Origin of the sequence: Enterococcus pingfangensis, from assembly GCF_005405205.1 — a bacterium.
GTDB lineage: Bacteria > Bacillota > Bacilli > Lactobacillales > Enterococcaceae > Enterococcus_A > Enterococcus_A pingfangensis.
On the sequence record NZ_BJDP01000001.1, the window covers coordinates 112930 to 132187 of the forward strand.

Below are 19258 nucleotides of genomic sequence, written 5' to 3' on the forward strand. Positions count from 1 at the left end.
AGTAAGTAACATATAGTTAAAAGGTAAATATAAATAGTTGTTAGGTGAGGCTCCTATATGGACACAGGCTACTGCCCAAAAATGTCGAGAGACGCCAATGGGTAGAACAGGAATCATCGTGAAGGTGATTCATAACGTAGCTGACAATTCTGTCTACGCCCTATAGTGCTAAAGCTCGACGATGGACATGAATGAACTTTTCGCGCGTGCTCATTTTCGAGTACGTGCTTTTTTTGTAGATTTTGCTAAGTGAAAAAGACCGATGAAATTTTTATTTCACTTCGTAGCAGATTAAAAAACAGGATGCCGGTCACCGTTTAACCCATGAAAGGATGTGAGGAAGATGGATCATGAAGATAGTCGACCCAAAAGTAAAGACAATAGGGCGGCTTTGGTTGCCTTAAATTTTAGGAGGAACCATTATGATGAACAAAAAAAACCTTCTTGCTCGCAAAAGCAACAAAGACCAAGAATTGAAAAAATTAGCCATTTTATCCGATCGTGATCTTTTTCTAAATTTGCGGACTTCATTGCAAGGGTTATCAGAAGAAGATGCACAAAGTCGCTTGGAAGAATACGGACCAAACGAAGTCTCGGCGCAAAAGCCTACACCGGGAATCTTATTATTATTACAAGCTTTCAATGATCCGTTTGTGTACGTCTTGGCATTATTGGCGCTTGTTTCATTGCTGACAAATGATCTGGAAGCTGCGCTTGTAATGGTGATCATGATTTTAGCCAGTGTGGTGATTACATTTATTCAAGAATATCGTTCACAAAAAGCGAGTATCGCATTAAAAGAAATGATCGAAAATACTGCGGCTGTCACTCGCAACGGCGAGACCAAAGAGATTCCGATGGACGAGGTAGTGCCGGGCGATATTTTGACACTGGCGACGGGCGATATGATCCCCGCAGATGCTGTTTTGATTTGGACAAAGGATCTTTTTGTGAATCAGTCCTCGCTAACCGGCGAATCAATGCCTGTCGAAAAATTTTTAGTAAACGATCAGCGATTGACTGAAGATCTGACCGCGTTGGATCTAACGAATCTAGTTTTCATGGGGACTGATGTGTTGAGCGGTCAAGGTAAAGCAATTATTTTAAAAACGGGGCAAAAAACGTTTTTTGGCGACATTGCAAAAAATGCGACCTCAAAACGTGGGAAAACAACTTTTGACATCGGCTTAGCCAAAGTCAGTAAGTTGTTGCTGCAAATGGTCATGGTTTTATTCCCATTAGTATTTTTGCTCAACGGCTTGACTAAAGGTGATTGGAGCAGTGCCTTCTTTTTTGCCATTGCTGTCGCGGTGGGGCTGACTCCTGAAATGTTACCGATGATCGTAAGTTCTAACTTAGCAAAAGGAGCTTTGACTCTTTCAAAACACAAAGTGATTGTAAAAGAACTAGCTTCAATTCAAAACTTAGGCAGCATGGACGTGCTTTGTACTGATAAAACTGGAACGATCACGGAAGACCGGGTAGTTCTCGTTCAACATCTTGATCCATTAGGTAACGAAAATGAGCAAGTATTAAATCTGGCTTTTATGAATTCGACTTATCAAACTGGTTGGAAAAATTTGATGGATATAGCGGTGATCAATTATTTTGAAACCCAAGACCGGCATCTGCCGTATCAAAACGTCCAAAAAATCGATGAGATCCCGTTTGATTTTTCTCGTCGGCGATTAACAGTCGTAATGAAAACAGACGAACATCAGTTGATGATCACAAAAGGTGCAGTTGAGGAAATGGCTGATGTTTGCAAGTATGTTGAGATCAATGGGAAAATCTCAGAATTGACGTCGGAGATTCGGCAACAATTGCAAGCGGTCAATGAAAAGATGAACCGCCAAGGGATGCGGGTGATCACGGTAGCGGTTCGACGCGATGCGCATGATGAAGCGATTTATTCGACTGAGGATGAAAAAGAGATGGTTTTAGTCGGCTTCATGGGTTTTCTTGATCCGGCTAAAGCTTCTGCAAAACCCGCGATTCGCTCACTGCATCAACACGGAGTGGTAGTAAAGGTTTTGACAGGTGATAATGCGATCGTCGCGCAAAAAGTCTGCCAAGATGTCGGAATTCCCGCAGAGAACTATCTATTAGGCAACCAAGTCGATGAACTGTCGGATGAGGAATTGTATCAAGCGGCAGAAACAACCAATTTATTTGCCAAACTAAATCCAATGCAAAAAGCGCGGATTATTGAATCACTGCAAAGCAAAGGTCATACAGTTGGGTTCATGGGCGACGGGATCAATGATGCGCCGGCATTAAGGAAGGCGGACGTAGGAATCTCCGTGGATACCGCGGCGGATATCACCAAAGACGCCAGCTCGATTATTTTGTTAGAAAAAAGTTTGAGTGTTTTAGAAAATGGCGTGCTTGAAGGGCGGCGTGTATTCAGTAACATGATGAAATACATCAAGATCACGATCAGTTCCAACTTTGGCAACGTCTTCTCGATTTTAGTCGCTAGCGCCTTTTTACCTTTTTTACCCATGTTGTCGATTCAATTATTATTGCAAAATTTGATTTATGATATCGCGCAACTAACGATTCCTTGGGACAATGTCGATGAAGAAGAATTACAAGTACCGACAAAATGGGAAACAAAAGGCTTGTTGAAATTTACAGTGTGTATCGGACCAATCAGTTCTATTTTTGACATCATTACTTTCTTAGTGATGTGGTTCACTTTTGGAGCAAATACGATCGCTACTCAAAACTTATTCCAAACTGGCTGGTTTATGGTTGGTTTAACGACACAATCGTTAGTCGTCTTGATGGTACGGACAAAGAAAATTCCGTTTATTAAAAGTCGACCAGCACCACAAGTTCTGATCAGTTTGTTGCTGGCAGTCGCTGCGGGCGGTTTAGTAGTTTTGACCCCGATTGCAGACCAATTTGATTTTGTCCGCCTTCCAAGTGAATATTGGCTATGGTACATCTTAATCGTTGTTGCATATATGATCACAACCCAATTGGGGAAAGTAATCTATATTAAAATTGCGAAAGAATGGATCTGAACTATAACAGAATGGTCTATGTTACCATTCTGTTTCTTTTTCTGTAAAAAAAGGACTGCTGTTTTTTTACATGCTGTAGATGTACTGCAACTTTTTTTGAAAGCACCGTTGCTCGTCGAAACAATGAAAGCGGAGTCGATCTATGATTTTCCAAGGGGATCGACGACTTAAATCAAGAAATAGAAAATTCCTTTTTCAAGAAAAGTATGCAGAAAATTTCACAAGACTGAAAAGTAAAGCGCTCTAATTTATTCAAAAAAAATGAGCAATTTGGTTGTCAAGTGCGGCTAAAAATGCTAATTTAAAGAAGAAGGCCCAACAGTAATGATACAGATTGAATTACTGTTGTACTGATAACACGATTTAATTTACTTAAAGAGAGGAAAGTGTGACACCATGGCAGAAAAAAAGCTAACAATTGATTTTGAAGCCTTACTAAAAGATGTAAACGCGGATTTCCCCGTTTATCAAGCGCTGGATGAGGATGGAAAAGTTGTAAATAAAAATCTAATTCCTGATTTATCAGATGAGGAACTTGTTAAATTAATGACTTCTATGGTTTGGTCACGTGTCTTGGATCAACGTTCAACTGCATTGAACCGTCAAGGACGTTTAGGTTTCTTTGCACCAACGGCTGGACAAGAAGCGAGCCAATTAGCGAGTCATTTTGCATTTGAAAAAGAAGACGTTTTATTACCAGGTTACCGTGATGTTCCCCAGTTGATCAAACACGGATTGCCATTAGCAGAAGCCTTCTTATGGTCGCGCGGTCACGTTGCCGGAAATAATTATCCTGCTGATTTACAAGCGTTACCACCACAAATCATTATTGGTGCTCAATATGTTCAAGCTGCCGGTGTGGCTCTAGGATTAAAAAAACGTAACAGTAAAAATGTTGTTTTCACATATACTGGCGATGGCGGTTCATCACAAGGTGATTTTTATGAAGCCATCAACTTTGCCGGGTCTTATCATGCAAACGCTGTATTTTATATTCAAAATAATGGGTTCGCGATCTCAACTCCTCGTGAAAAACAATCAGCTGCTAAAACACTAGCACAAAAATCGGTAGCTGCTGGGATCCCTGGTATCCAAGTCGATGGAATGGATCCGTTAGCTGTATACTATGTTTCTAAAAAAGCACGTGAATGGGCAGCAAACGGCAATGGTCCAGTGCTGATTGAAACACTGACTTACCGTTATGGTCCACATACATTGTCTGGAGATGATCCAACTCGTTACCGGACCAAAGAATTAGACAACGAATGGGTGAAAAAAGATCCATTAGTTCGTTTCCGTAAATACCTAACAGAAAAAGGCCTATGGTCAGAAGAAAAAGAAGAAAAAGTAATTGAAGAAACAAAAGCAGAAATCAAACAAGCAGTTACAGATGCTGACCGTGTACCAAAACAAAAAGTTTCTGATTTCTTAAAAAATATGTACGAAGTTCAACCACAAAATATCAAAGAACAAATTGAATTCTATGAAGCGAAGGAGTCGAAATAGTCATGGCACAAAAAACAATGATCCAAGCAATTACAGATGCCTTAGCTCTGATGCTTGAAAAAGATAAAGAAGTTCTGATTTTTGGTGAAGATGTTGGTAAAAACGGCGGGGTTTTCCGGGCTACTGAAGGTCTTCAAGAAAAATTCGGCGAAGATCAAGTGTTTGATACACCGTTAGCTGAATCTGGGATCGCTGGTCTTGGTTTTGGATTGGCTTTGCAAGGCTTTCGACCTGTTCCTGAAATTCAATTCTTTGGTTTTGTCTTTGAAGCAATGGACGAAATCGTTGGGCAAATGGCCCGTACACGTTACCGGATGGGAAATACACGGAATATGCCGATTACCATCCGCGCACCATTTGGCGGCGGGGTTCATACGCCGGAGCTTCACTCAGACAACTTAGAAGGCTTAATGGCACAATCACCAGGTTTACGCGTAGTTATCCCATCAAATCCTTACGATGCAAAAGGTCTATTGATCGCATCTATTCGAAACAATGATCCAGTTGTGTTCTTAGAACATATGAAATTGTATCGTTCATTCCGTGAAGAAGTACCAGAAGGCATTTATGAAGTACCGTTGGACAAAGCGGCGGTAACTAAAGAAGGTTCTGATGTTTCGATCATCACTTACGGAGCAATGGTTCGCGAAGCAATCAAAGCAGCTGATAACTTAGCAAAAGAAAACATTAATGCAGAAATCATCGACTTACGTACGGTAGCTCCGCTTGATGTTGAAACCATCATCAAATCTGTTGAAAAAACAGGACGAGTTGTCGTTGTGCAAGAAGCCCAAAAACAAGCGGGTGTTGCTGCACAAGTCATCGCAGAGATTTCTGAACGGGCAATTTTATCTCTAGAAGCACCAATCGGACGAGTTTCTGCTCCAGATACGATTTTCCCATTTGGACAAGCGGAAGGTATTTGGTTGCCAAACGCAGCGGATATTGAAGCAAAAGTAAAAGAAATCGTAGAATTTTAATTTAGAAGGAGCGAAAAAATATGGCTTACCAATTTAAATTACCGGACATCGGCGAAGGAATCGCAGAAGGCGAGATCGTCAAATGGTTCGTTAAAGCCGGCGACACAATCAATGAAGATGATACTTTATTGGAAGTACAAAATGATAAATCAGTAGAAGAAATTCCATCTCCAGTAACTGGGACAGTTAAAAATATCATTGTTACTGAAGGAACTGTTGCAAATGTCGGTGATGTATTAGTAGAAATCGATGCACCAGGACACGAAGACAACGAAGGTGACTCAGGTGTTGCAGCAGAAGCACAAACTCCTGCTAAACCAGCTGCAGAACCAGCTACCGGCAATGGCGGCGGTGTTTACCAATTTAAATTGCCAGATATCGGTGAAGGAATCGCAGAAGGCGAAATCGTCAAATGGTTCGTTAAAGCCGGCGATACAATCAATGAAGATGATACTTTATTGGAAGTACAAAATGATAAATCAGTAGAAGAAATTCCATCTCCAGTAACCGGAACAGTTAAGAAAATTGTCGTTACTGAAGGAACTGTCGCAAATGTCGGCGATGTTCTAGTGGAAATCGATGCACCAGGACACAACGACTCGAGCGCTTCAACTGAAGCAAGTGCAGCGCCAGAAGTGTCAGAAGCACCGGCAACAGCTAGCGGAGCAACCGCAACAGTTGTTGAAGCAAGTAATCCTGATAAACGAGTATTGGCAATGCCGTCTGTTCGTCAATATGCACGTGAAAAAGATGTTGATATTACACAAGTAACAGCTACTGGTAAAGGCGGCCGAATCGAAAAAGAAGATATCGATGCCTTTGTTTCTGGCGGTCAATCAGCACCAGCCCAAACTCAAACCGAAGCAACTCCTGCTTCTGCACCAGTCAAAGCTGAGAAACCAGCGCAACCATTTACTTCTAACTTAGGGGAAATGGAAACACGCGAAAAATTAACACCAACACGTAAAGCAATCGCTAAAGCGATGGTTAACAGCAAGCATACTGCACCGCATGTTACTTTACATGATGAAGTAGAAGTTTCTAAATTATGGGATCACCGTAAGAAATTCAAACAAGTTGCTTTGGATAACGGCACAAAATTAACATTCTTACCATACGTAGTAAAAGCTTTAACAGCAACTGTTAAAAAATACCCTGTCTTGAATGCTTCAATCGATGATGCTGCACAAGAAATTGTTTATAAAAACTACTACAATATCGGTATCGCAACAGATACAGATCATGGATTATATGTACCAAATGTAAAAAATGCTGATACAAAAGGTATGTTCAAAATTGCTGATGAAATCAATGAAAAAGCAGCTTTAGCTCATGATGGAAAATTAGCAGCAGATGATATGCGCAATGGTACAGTAACGATTTCGAACATTGGTTCAGTAGGTGGCGGCTGGTTTACTCCAGTAATCAACTACCCTGAAGTTGCTATCCTAGGCGTAGGTACGATTGCTCAACAACCAATCGTAGTAGATGGTGAACTAGCGGTTGGCCGTGTAATGAAACTTTCATTAAGCTTCGACCATCGCATCGTTGATGGCGCGACAGCGCAAAAAGCCATGAACAATATCAAACGTTTGTTGGCTGACCCAGAATTGTTATTAATGGAAGGATGATAAAAACATGGTAGTTGGAGATTTTGCCATTGAATTAGATACAGTTGTGATTGGTGCCGGACCTGGCGGATATGTTGCCGCCATCCGTGCAGCCGAAATGGGACAAAAAGTAGCAATCATTGAACGTGAATACATTGGCGGCGTTTGTTTAAACGTTGGCTGTGTTCCTTCAAAAGCTTTGATTTCTGCTGGACATCATTATCAAGAAGCACTTGATTCTTCATTATTTGGTGTTACTAGCGAAAAAGTTACATTAGACTTTGCTAAAACACAAGACTGGAAAGAAAACGGCGTCGTTAATAAATTAACGACCGGCGTAAAATTCTTGTTGAAAAAACATAAAGTAGAAATCATTGAAGGTGAAGCTTTCTTCGTTGATGATAAAACTTTACGTGTGATTCATCCAGATTCTGCTCAAACTTATTCCTTTAACAATGCGATCATCGCAACGGGTTCTCGTCCAATCGAGATTCCAGGATTTAAATTTGGCGGACGTGTCTTAGATTCTACAGGAGGACTTGCTTTAAAAGAAGTTCCTGAAAAATTCGTAATCATCGGCGGTGGGGTTATTGGTGCAGAACTAGGCGGAGCGTATGCGAACCTAGGTTCTAATGTAACTATTCTTGAAGGCTCACCACAAATTTTACCAACATATGAAAAAGATATGGTACAAGTTGTTGAGAAAGATTTTAAACAAAAAGGAATCAAAGTTGTCACTTCTGCAATGGCACGCGAAGCGGTTGACAATGGCGACAGCGTAACGGTTCGTTATGAAGTTGATGGAAAAGAAGAATCGATCGATGCAGATTACGTAATGGTAACAGTTGGTCGTCGTCCAAATACAAATGACATGGGCTTAGAACAAGCGGGTGTCGAAATGACTGATCGCGGATTGATCCCAGTTGATAAACAGGGTCGGACAAATGTACCAAGTATTTATGCAATCGGCGATATCGTTCCTGGCGCAGCTTTAGCTCACAAAGCTAGCTACGAAGCAAAAATCGCTGCTGAAGCAATTTCTGGTAAAAAAGTAGCAGTTGATTACAAAGCAATGCCAGCTGTTGCTTTTACAGACCCAGAATTAGCCTCTGTTGGTATGACGATCAAAGAAGCAAAAGAAGCAGGACTTGAAGCAAAAGCATTCAAATTCCCATTCTCTGGTAATGGTCGTGCATTGTCATTAGGCAAATCAGAAGGCTTCTTGCGTTTAGTAACAACCGTTGACGATAATGTAATTATCGGTGCACAAATTGCTGGTGTTGGAGCAAGTGATATGGTATCTGAATTAGCATTAGCCATTGAATCAGGTATGAATGCAGAAGATATCGCATTGACAATCCACCCTCATCCATCATTAGGCGAAATCGTGATGGATACAGCTGAATTAGCTTTAGGTCTGCCAATTCATATTTAAAGTAAAACACTGATCTATTAAAACGATAATAAAATAATTTTCTAGGCTGCAGCTTGTCGATTGTTTATCGATGATCTGCAGCCTAGTTTTTATAGCTTTTTTGTCAAATCGTGTTGGTGGGGAATTAGTTTTGGTTCCCGTAAAAACACAAAATATTATAAAATAAAATGCATTAAATCATGTGTAAAAACCATATCCTCTAGGAATTTCTCACTCACAAAAATACAGTAATAAAATCTTTTAAAAACCTTTTAGAAGGTAAATATACTTATAACGCCTTTTTTAAATGTTAATTAAAGTTTTTAAAAAGTTTTTAAAAAAGAATGTTCTAAAGTGTAAAAAAGTTCTCGTTCTGTCTAATGAATAAGACTACCAGTAAATTTTTGATCAAAGCTTTTCCTATTATATGGTAAACTGTCTTCAAGTGGGGTGTAGAAGAATGGCAAATTATAGTTATCCAATTGATGAAGATTGGACGCATGAGGAATTGACACTAGTGATTGATTTTTTTAATTTAGTTGAAGAAGCCAATGAAACTGGTATAGAAAAAGCAGCGTTTTTAGCAGGGTATAAAAGATTTAAAACGGTCGTGAAAAGTATTGGCGAAGAAAAAAGACTGGGACGTCAATTCCAAGAAGCTAGTGGCTATTCGATCTATCAGACGCTACAACAAGCAAAAGCTACAACGGGCAAACGCTTTAAAATGTCAGTGAATTGATTAGATCGAGCATGTGTTTTATCAATCATAATAGTTGCAAGTTAGGGGGAATAAGCTAGTGGAAAAAGAGATTATTAGTTGGATCTATGAAGCCGCAGAAAAAATAAAAAAAGGGTTAGGCGAGTCGCTGAAAATTGATGAAAAGTCTGATCGAACTGATTTGGTGACGAATGTCGATAAAGAAGTACAGAACTTTCTTGTTGGAAAAATCAATACCTATGATCCGGATGCGAAAATTTTAGGCGAAGAAAATGGATTGGATCAAACACCCATTGATGAGGGGCGTGTTTTTGTAATTGATCCAATTGATGGCACGTTGAATTTCGTGATGCAGCAAGAAAATTTTTGTATTATGATTGCTGTTTATGAAAATGGCATCGGTCAGCTGGGTTTTATTTATGATGTGATGCGAGATGAACTTTTTTGGGGCGGCGCGAGAGTCGGTAAAGTCTTCTATAATAGGAAAGAAATCTCTGTACCGAAGAATAAAAAGTTAAATCAAGGGTTGATTGGGATGAATGCGGCACTTTATCGGCATAATTTCTATCATGCGCAAGATATTGGGAACACCTCTATGGGGATTCGGATTTTAGGCTGCGCAGGGCTTGAGTTTATCGCCATGATCAAAGGGACCCAAATTGGTTATATCAGCGTGCTGAGTCCATGGGATTATGCTGCTGGAAAAATTATGCTGGATCAATTAGGCATGCCGTCATTCGGGGCAGATCAACAGCCATTAACTTTCCGGAAACGCGAGTTTTTTATCGGCGGAACGCAAGCTGTAGTGAACGAAATCCAAGCATTTAATCGGGAGAATTAGTAAGGAAATTATTTTTCTGAAAAAATGAAAATGTTTTACTAACACTCTTGCGATTTTTCTGTTATAATTGTCAATCGAGTGAGTCTCGCGCTACAAGAAAAGGAGCAATTAAATTGAAATACAGAGAAGATATTCGCAACGTGGCCATTATCGCCCACGTTGACCATGGTAAAACAACTTTAGTTGATGAAATGTTAAAACAATCAGATACCCTTGATAGCCATGTTCAGTTACAAGAACGGGCAATGGATTCAAATGCGTTAGAAAAAGAACGTGGAATCACAATCTTAGCAAAAAATACAGCAGTAAACTATAAAGATTACAAGATCAACATCATGGACACTCCTGGACATGCCGATTTCGGTGGTGAAGTTGAACGGATCATGAAAATGGTTGATGGTGTATTGTTAGTAGTCGATGCGTATGAAGGAACGATGCCGCAAACACGTTTCGTATTGAAAAAAGCATTGGAACAACATTTGACACCGATCGTGGTTGTTAATAAAATTGACAAACCTTCTGCTCGTCCGGAAGAAGTGGTCGATGAAGTATTAGAATTATTTATCGAATTAGGCGCTGATGATGATCAGTTAGACTTCCCAGTGATGTATGCTTCTGCGATCAACGGAACTTCTAGTTTATCAGATGATCCTGCTTCACAAGAAGCAACAATGGCTCCAATTTTCGATACAATCATTGAAAAAATCCCAGCACCAGTTGATAACAGCGACGAGCCGTTACAATTCCAAGTATCATTGCTAGATTACAATGATTATGTTGGTCGTATCGGAATTGGCCGCGTTTTCCGCGGAAAAATGAAAGTCGGCGATCAAGTATCTGTTATGAAACTTGACGGCTCGATTAAAAACTTCCGTGTGACGAAAATTTTTGGTTTCTTCGGCTTGCAACGTTTAGAAATCTCAGAAGCAAAAGCTGGCGACTTGATCGCTGTTTCAGGGATGGAAGATATTTTCGTCGGTGAAACAGTGACACCAATCGATCATCAAGAAGCATTGCCAGTTCTACACATTGACGAACCAACTTTACAAATGACTTTCTTAGTCAACAATTCACCATTTGCAGGACGTGAAGGTAAATATGTGACTTCTCGTAAGATCGAAGAACGTTTGATGTCAGAATTGCATACCGATGTTTCATTACGTGTTGAAAATACAGAATCTCCTGATGCTTGGACTGTTTCAGGCCGTGGCGAATTGCATTTGTCGATCTTGATCGAAAACATGCGTCGTGAAGGTTATGAATTACAAGTTTCTCGTCCAGAAGTTATCGAACGTATTGTTGATGGCGTGAGATGTGAACCGTTTGAACGAGTTCAGATCGACACACCGGAAGAATATATGGGTAGTGTGATTGAAGCCTTGGGTCAACGTAAAGCAGAAATGCAAGACATGATCCATTCAGGCAACGGCCAAATCCGTTTGGTCTTCTTAGCACCAGCTCGCGGTTTGATTGGATTCACTACTGAATTCTTATCAATGACTCGCGGTTACGGAATCATGAACCATACCTTCGATCAATATTTACCAATGATCCAAGGTGTAATCGGCGGACGCCGCAACGGTGCATTGGTTTCTGTTGATAACGGAAAAGCAACGACTTACTCAATCATGAGTGTAGAAGAACGCGGAACAGTTTTCGTTGAACCAGGGACAGAAATTTATGAAGGAATGATCGTTGGTGAAAATAGCCGTGATAAAGACTTAGGTGTCAACATCACGAAAGCAAAACAAATGACTAACGTTCGTTCTGCAAATAAAGACCAAACATCAGTCATCAAAAAACCGCGGATCTTATCATTAGAAGAATCTTTAGAATTCTTGAATGATGATGAATATTGCGAAATTACACCAGAATCAATTCGTCTGCGTAAACAACTTCTGAATAAAGCAGAACGCGAAAAAGCAGCGAAAAAACGCAAAGTAGCTGAATAATTATCTTGAGACTACACTTTATAGTGTGGTCTTTTTTTAATTTAAGCAAGATAAATTTCTGACTTTTCAAATGATAAAGAACCGTTATGTTTCATATTTGCGTTTTGTTTCACGGAGTAATTGGATAAAAAAACTGATTTTTCGCGTTTTCAGTTGAGGTTTCTTGTTTGTAATCTTTATGTAATATTTGATTGGTTGTGCAAAAGTCAAAACCCGAACGAAGAGTTTAGAAAAAGCTTAGTCTCACGTTTTTTTTCCCTTTTTGAAATTTTTCTATGTTATAATGTTGAAATCAAGATAGGAGATAGGAGGGAAGCAAAATGGAAAATATTTCTTCTGATTTTGCCGTTAAGGTGCTGCAAGAGGATGCTGATCGGATCAAACGTTTGATTCATAATCAAACGAATAGTTTGTGCATCGCTCAATGTAAAGCTTTTGAAGAAGTCGTTGATACGCAAATGTATGGCTTCTCGCGTCAAGTCTTTTTTGCTGAAAAGGTAGGTATCTTGAAGCAAGGAGAAGGGCAGCGAATGCTTAGTGAATTAGAAGCTGAATTGAATCGTCTATATACAGAATTATACGAAACTCGTCAAGATCTGACGGATACCGACTGGGAGGCTTAGCCGTTGCCTAGTAAGATAAAGAAACGTCACTTTTTAGATTATAGTATTTTGCTTCCATATTTGATTTTGACCGTGATTGGTCTGATCTTTGTTTATAGTTCAACGTCCTATTTATTGATTACAAATGACGCAAATCCAGCCAGCTTGGTGATGAATCAAGGGATTTTCTGGGGTTTAAGTTTAATCATAATTAGTTTGATGTACAAGATGAAAACAGATGTATTGAAGAGTCAGCAGTTGATTATTTCTGCAACGTATTTGATTCTTGCACTGTTGATTGTTGTCTTTTTTATTGGAGATGAAGTCAATGGAGCGAAAGGCTGGATTCGGATTGGTTCATTCAGCATGCAGCCGGCAGAATACTTGAAAATCATGGTTGTTTGGTATTTATCCTATATTTTATCCAAGCGCCAAGAAACGATTCAAGATAATTTTGTCACGGATATGAAACGTCCATTGATGTTAGTTTTTGCGATGATCTTTTTGGTCGCGGTACAGCCCGATATGGGAAATGCGGCGATCATTACATTGTTAGCGTTGATTTTGCTTTTAGCTAGCGGGATCAATTGGGTCTATAGCCTGATTGTCGGCGGAGCAGGGATCATTGGCAGTTTTCTCGCGATCGAATTTTTGACTCGTTTTGGTGAGAAGATTTTTCCAGAGAAGCTGCAGTATATCGTTAGTCGGTTTGAAAGTTTTAAAAATCCTTTCAAATACGAGTTGGATCAAGGACATCAAATGGTCAATGGTTACTATGCGATGTTCAATGGCGGCTGGTTTGGCCGTGGATTAGGCAATAGTATTGAAAAAAAAGGTTTTTTAAGTGAAGCTCATACGGACTTCATTTTTTCTATTGTAATAGAAGAAGTTGGTTTGATCGGCGCTTTGATTATTTTAGCAATTTTGATTTTCATGATTGCACGAATCTACTTGGTTGGGATTCGTTCAAAAAAACCTTTCAATTCATTGATTTGTATCGGAATTGGAAGTCTGTTGTTATTACAAGTTTTTATTAATCTTGGTGGTATTTTAGGAATTATTCCATTGACCGGGATCACGTTCCCGTTTTTGAGTCAGGGAGGGAACAGCTTACTTGTATTGTCTGTCGGCGTGGCATTTGCACTGAATATCAGCGCGGATGAAAAGCGGACGAAATTAGCAATCGAGTATGAATACTTAAAAAGTCAGGAGTAAAGTATATGAAAAAAGTTTTGGTAGCAAATCGAGGAGAAATTGCAACACGAGTCTTTCGTGCGTGTAGCGAATTAAACATTAAAACGGTAGCGATCTTCGCAGAGGAAGATCAATATTCCGTTCACCGCTTCAAATCTGATGAAGCTTATTTAGTCGGTAAGGGGAAAAAACCGATCGATGCTTATTTGGATATCGAAGACATTATTCGAGTGGCTAAAGAAGCGAATGTGGATGCAATCCATCCTGGATACGGCTTCCTTTCTGAAAACTTAAAATTTGCGCAGCGTTGTCGTGAGGAAGGTATCATTTTCGTCGGTCCTGAATTGCACCATCTAGATATTTTTGGTGATAAGATCAAAGCGAAAGCTGCTGCATTAGAAGCTGGAATTCCGTCAATTCCTGGTTCTGATGGTCCAGTCGATACAATCGAAGGCGTCTTGGAATTTGCTCAGTCACATGGTTATCCAATCATGATCAAAGCAGCTTTGGGCGGTGGCGGTCGCGGTATGCGGGTAGCTCATGATGAAAAAGAAGCACGTGAAGGCTATGAACGTGCCAAAAGTGAAGCAAAAGCAGCTTTTGGGAATGATGAAATCTATGTTGAAAAATATGTTGCTAATCCTAAACATATTGAAGTTCAAATTTTAGGTGATACGCATGGAAATGTTCTGCATTTATTCGAACGGGATTGTTCCGTTCAGCGTCGTCATCAAAAAGTCGTTGAAGTAGCTCCTTGTATTTCTTTGAATACAGAACAACGAGAGAGAATTTGTCAAGCGGCGGTTCAATTAATGGAACATGTCGGCTATGTCAATGCAGGAACTGTTGAATTTTTAGTTGAAGGCGACAATTTTTACTTTATTGAAGTAAATCCACGAGTTCAAGTTGAACACACGATAACTGAACTGATCACCGGAGTTGATATCGTTACTTCTCAATTAATGATTGCTGAAGGAAAAAATCTGCACACAGAGATTGGCTTGCCAAAACAAGAAGATCTTAAAATGTCTGGAGCAGCTATCCAATGTCGGATAACAACGGAAGATCCATTGAATGGATTCATGCCTGACACAGGTAAAATCGATACGTATCGTTCACCCGGCGGTTTTGGCGTACGTTTAGACGTCGGTAATGCTTACGCTGGTGCAACTGTGACTCCTTACTTTGATTCGTTATTAGTAAAAGTATGTACTTTTGCGTTGAGTTTCGATCAAGCAATCGAAAAAATGCAACGGTGTCTAATCGAATTCCGGATTCGCGGTGTCAAAACCAATATTCCTTTTATGCACAATGTCATCAGTCATCCCGTTTTCCAAAGCGGGGATGCCAAAACAACATTTATCGACAATACACCTGAGTTGTTTGAATTTCCTCGGATCCGCGACCGCGGAAATAAAACGATGCGTTATATTTCTGAGATTACTGTCAATGGTTTTCCAGGGATCGAAAAACAAGAAAAACGCTACTTTGAAACTCCGAGATTACCAAAAGTCGAAGCAAAAAAAATAATCACAGCGAAGAATATTTTAGATCAAAATGGTCCTGAAGCTGTGGCTAAGTGGGTCAAAGAACAAGATTCAGTCTTATTGACGGACACGACTTTCCGCGATGCCCATCAAAGCTTGTTAGCGACCCGTGTTCGAACACATGATTTATTGAACGTCGCACAAGCGACTGGTGAAGGTTTGCCTGAGTTGTTCTCAAGTGAGATGTGGGGCGGCGCGACATTTGACGTAGCATATCGTTTCTTGACTGAAAATCCATGGAAACGACTAAAATTATTACGCAAAGCAATGCCGAATACTTTATTGCAAATGCTTTTCCGCGGATCAAATGCAGTCGGCTATTCAAACTATCCAGACAACGTATTGGAAGAGTTTATTAAAGAAGCTGCGCATAATGGAATCGACGTCTTTAGAATCTTTGATAGTCTGAACTGGATTCCGCAAATGGAAAAAAGTATCCAATATGTTCGTGATGCAGGGAAAATCGCTGAAGGGACGATCTGTTACACTGGCGACATCTTAGATCCAGGTCGAACAAAATATAATGTTCAATACTATAAAAACATGGCTAAAGAATTGGAAGCAATCGGCGCTCACATGATCGCGATCAAAGATATGGCTGGATTATTAAAACCACAGGCCGCTTTTCACTTGATCAGTGAATTAAAAGAAACAACGGATCTGCCAATTCACTTGCATACACATGACACAGCTGGAAATGGGATCATTACGCTTTCTGCGGCTGTTAAAGCAGGCGTAGATGTCGTTGACGTTGCAACGAGTGCGATGAGCGGAGCAACAAGTCAGCCAAGTATCAGCAGTTTATATTATGCCTTGCAATACGGCGATCGCACACCGAAATTAAACTTGAAAAATGTTCGTCAATTGAACCATTATTGGGAAGATGTACGCCCATATTATGCAAGTTTTGAAAATGGGATCGTGGCTGCTCAAACAGAAGTCTACGACCACGAAATGCCAGGCGGACAGTATTCAAATCTGCAACAGCAAGCAAAAGCAGTTGGTTTAGGCGACAAGTGGGATGAAATCAAAGAGATGTATCGCACAGTCAATATGATGTTTGGTGATATCGTAAAAGTGACACCGTCTTCTAAAGTAGTTGGTGACATGGCACTGTTCATGGTTCAAAATGATTTAACTGAACAAGCTATTTACGACCATGGGGATGAATTAAGCTATCCTGATTCAGTAGTGAGTTTCTTCCAAGGCGAACTTGGTCAACCAGTTGGCGGTTTCCCTGAAAAATTACAACAAATTATTTTACAAGGGCGCCCAGCAATGCAAGAACGTCCAGGAAAATTGGCTAAACCAGCTGATTTCGGAAAAGTAAAACAAGAATTGCACGAGTTGATTGGCTTTGAACCAAGCAAAACGGATGTTTTAAGCTATTTGATGTATCCGCAAGTATTCTTGGATTACCAAAAAGCTTATGCGCAATTTGCTGATGTTACGTTGTTAGATACCCCAACCTTCTTTGCAGGGATGCGTCTTGGCGAAACGATCAATGTTCAGATCGAAAAAGGGAAAATATTGATTATTCGTTTAGATGAAATCGGTGAAGCAGATGTCGAAGGAAACCGGACATTGTTCTTCAACCTAAATGGACAGCGTCGTGAGATCGTTGTGAAAGATGCATCGATCAAGAGCGCCGTTCAAACGAAACGGAAAGTTGAACCAACAAATCGTGAACAAATTGGTGCGACGATGACGGGTTCTGTTTTGAAAGTCTTAGTTAAAAAAGGCGACCATGTTGAAAAAGGTCAGCCATTGCTGATCACAGAAGCAATGAAGATGGAAACATCGATCGATGCCCGATTTGCTGGTAAAGTTTCTCATTTATATGTTGAAGAAGGCGAAAGTATCGATTCTGGTGACTTATTGATTGAAGTGAAGGAAAAATAGAGCATCTTTAAAAGCAGCGGTTAGGAGGGTGAAAGCGTGAAAAGAGTGATCGGATTTCTTAGTATTCTATTTTTAGTCTTAATCGGCTACTATCTCCAACCGGTCCTCTTTCCGCCAACGCCAAAGAAAGTTTCCGTCGAACAGACCGATCAACGGGTTCGGCATAAGTCGTTGAAACATCAAACAATCAAAACTGAAGGATTTGCTGATTATATTTCGCAGCCGATCGAAACATTTGAACAGCACTTTGGTCAACCGACCAAAACAGAGAACAGCGGCTTCTTTTTTGAAACGCGCAATTATGCGTTTGATCAAGGAACGCTGGAAGTCAATGTGGAAGCGGGCGAGGTCAGCGTTATTAAAGTCATGGCTAAAAAGGCTAAGATTGAACCTTTTAAATTTGGTATGACTAGCAGTCAATTTTCAAATCAAATTAATTTGTCTGCCAATTTTGCTTTGAACTATGATGAGGAACCTGTAGCAATCGAGTTGAGTGAAAATGATATGCGTTTTCGCCCATTAGTGGCATTTGATAATCAGACATTTGCGATGTTTTTCTTCAATGGAGATAGTGAAAAAATGGTCGGTGCGGTCTATTTAGATTTGGAAAATCTGTTAAGATTAATGCCCTATCAGATCAATAGCGGGAATCCTTTAGCCAATCGTGTGCAGGAAAGCAGCTTAGATTGGAATATGTTGAATCAGCAAAAGCAGGCAAGGTTGACTGAAGCAATCAATCGTTACCGCAGTTTGTATAAATTACCAAATTTTACAACAAATGAAACGACAACCAATGACAGTAAGAAGTTGTTAAAGAGTTTTTTAACAGCGCCTAAAAAAGTATTATCAAATGAGCGTTTAGAAGAATGGCAGACGGATCAAGAGGCACATTTGAGTAATCTATCCTTTGAACTATCTGCAGCAGAGTTTAAAGACTTAGCTAAACAAGACAAAATCAATTATCAAGCTGGCTTCTTTTATTCACCGACGATCGACCCGTTATTCAATTTATTTAATTGGATCAGTCAAGATCATTTGAATCAGATAATTGATGCGCCGGAATCGGAACTTGGCGTTGCAATTGATCAAGAAAATGTGCTAGTCTTGTTACAAGAACCAGAAAAAACAAAGGATAGTGAATAGATTGATCATTAATGATGCTTTTTTTCAACTAGAGGATCAGAATCATGTGTTAATTCAAGCGATTTTAGCGAGTCAAAACTATAACACCTATCTTCAGAAAAAAAATCAAATGAATGATTGTTCAGAAGTAGCAGAACTCAAAAAAGCTTTTCAAGTTGAAAAAGATAAATTTGAACGAATTTCCAGTTATGGCAAGTATGCGCCTGACTATCGCCAACAGCAGCGCAGAGTCCGCGCGAGCAAACGTACGCTTGACTTGAATGAGAAAGTAGCGGCTTTTCGTTTGGCAGAGACCGATTTCCAACAACTATTGGATGAGATCAGTCAGCGCTTAGCACAAGCTGTTTCTTCAGAGATCAAAGTTGATGCAGGAAATCCTTTTTTTGAAACCAAGAATCATAGTTGTAAGGGGAATTGTCATGGATAATGCTGAGTTTGTAGTACAAAAGAGACGAGGAATGATCGTTTGGGTATATTCCTTGAAACAGTTGAAAACCTTGAAACGATATGGCTTGGTTCATTTTGTCTCAAGAAAGATGAAATATGTCGTATTGTATGTAAATGAAGAAGTTGCGGATGAAGCAGAAGAAAAACTTCGGGCGCTGCATTTTGTACGTCAAGTCGAACGTTCTTACCGACCAGATATTGAAATGAATTTTGCTGATCGAATCGGAACGAAGGCTGCTTATCAAGTAAACGATGATGATGAGTTAGATGTAGTAGAAGCCAATACAGAGATTCGCTTAGCCGAAACAGTTTAAGCCAATCGAGATAAGTAAGGTGAAAAATGTCTGATTTGTTCAAACATTTTTCATCT

14 protein-coding genes and 1 riboswitch are annotated in these 19258 nt (G+C 39.9%); all 14 genes read left to right on the forward strand.

Going from position 1 to position 19258, the window contains the following annotated elements; translation table 11 throughout:
• The first annotated feature begins 29 nt into the window (after nt 1–29).
• A riboswitch (M-box (ykoK) riboswitch) is annotated at nt 30–194 on the forward strand.
• Nucleotides 195–425: 231 nt separating this feature from the next.
• The 14 genes from mgtA to FFM63_RS00585 all read left to right on the forward strand — a co-directional run bounded on the left by mgtA (nt 426) and on the right by FFM63_RS00585 (nt 19202).
• The gene (mgtA, locus tag FFM63_RS00520; protein WP_171000173.1) at nt 426–3032 is read left to right on the forward strand and encodes a magnesium-translocating P-type ATPase; all 2607 of its coding nucleotides are present in this window, start codon (nt 426–428) and stop codon (nt 3030–3032) included.
• A gap of 396 nt (nt 3033–3428) precedes the next feature.
• Nucleotides 3429–4538, forward strand: coding sequence for a pyruvate dehydrogenase (acetyl-transferring) E1 component subunit alpha (gene pdhA, locus FFM63_RS00525; RefSeq protein ID WP_137608391.1), 1110 nt, complete (start codon nt 3429–3431; stop codon nt 4536–4538).
• Nucleotides 4539–4540: 2 nt separating this feature from the next.
• Nucleotides 4541–5518 carry an alpha-ketoacid dehydrogenase subunit beta gene (locus tag FFM63_RS00530; protein WP_137608392.1) on the forward strand — a complete coding sequence of 326 codons (978 nt, stop codon included), beginning with the start codon at nt 4541–4543 and terminating at the stop codon, nt 5516–5518.
• A gap of 20 nt (nt 5519–5538) precedes the next feature.
• Entirely contained in the window at nt 5539–7149 is a 1611-nt protein-coding gene (locus tag FFM63_RS00535; protein WP_137608393.1) for a dihydrolipoyllysine-residue acetyltransferase, read from the forward strand.
• Nucleotides 7150–7156: 7 nt separating this feature from the next.
• Complete coding sequence (gene lpdA / locus FFM63_RS00540) at nt 7157–8563, forward strand: dihydrolipoyl dehydrogenase (RefSeq protein ID WP_137608394.1); 1407 nt, start codon at nt 7157–7159, stop codon at nt 8561–8563.
• A gap of 439 nt (nt 8564–9002) precedes the next feature.
• Complete coding sequence (locus tag FFM63_RS00545; protein ID WP_137608395.1) at nt 9003–9281, forward strand: UPF0223 family protein; 279 nt, start codon at nt 9003–9005, stop codon at nt 9279–9281.
• Nucleotides 9282–9339: 58 nt separating this feature from the next.
• Nucleotides 9340–10101, forward strand: a complete 762-nt coding sequence (locus FFM63_RS00550) for an inositol monophosphatase family protein (protein WP_137608396.1) — start codon at nt 9340–9342, stop codon at nt 10099–10101.
• A 113-nt stretch (nt 10102–10214) separates the two neighbouring features.
• Nucleotides 10215–12053, forward strand: a complete 1839-nt coding sequence (typA, locus tag FFM63_RS00555) for a translational GTPase TypA (RefSeq protein WP_137608397.1) — start codon at nt 10215–10217, stop codon at nt 12051–12053.
• 320 nt (nt 12054–12373) lie between these two features.
• A complete protein-coding gene (locus tag FFM63_RS00560) occupies nt 12374–12676 on the forward strand; it encodes an Fpa/YlaN family protein (RefSeq protein WP_137608398.1) in 303 nt (100 codons plus the stop codon).
• Nucleotides 12677–12679: 3 nt separating this feature from the next.
• Complete coding sequence (locus FFM63_RS00565; protein WP_137608399.1) at nt 12680–13870, forward strand: FtsW/RodA/SpoVE family cell cycle protein; 1191 nt, start codon at nt 12680–12682, stop codon at nt 13868–13870.
• A gap of 5 nt (nt 13871–13875) precedes the next feature.
• Nucleotides 13876–17298: a pyruvate carboxylase gene (locus tag FFM63_RS00570; protein WP_137608400.1), complete on the forward strand. Its 3423-nt coding sequence runs from the start codon at nt 13876–13878 to the stop codon at nt 17296–17298.
• Between the two features lie 36 nt (nt 17299–17334).
• Nucleotides 17335–18441, forward strand: a complete 1107-nt coding sequence (locus tag FFM63_RS00575) for a CAP-associated domain-containing protein (protein WP_137608401.1) — start codon at nt 17335–17337, stop codon at nt 18439–18441.
• Between the two features lies 1 nt (nt 18442).
• Nucleotides 18443–18868, forward strand: coding sequence for a YlbF/YmcA family competence regulator (locus FFM63_RS00580; protein WP_137608402.1), 426 nt, complete (start codon nt 18443–18445; stop codon nt 18866–18868).
• Nucleotides 18855–19202: a YlbG family protein gene (locus FFM63_RS00585; RefSeq protein WP_171000174.1), complete on the forward strand. Its 348-nt coding sequence runs from the start codon at nt 18855–18857 to the stop codon at nt 19200–19202. The genes FFM63_RS00580 and FFM63_RS00585 overlap by 14 nt, the downstream gene beginning before the upstream one ends.
• Nucleotides 19203–19258 lie beyond the last annotated feature (56 nt).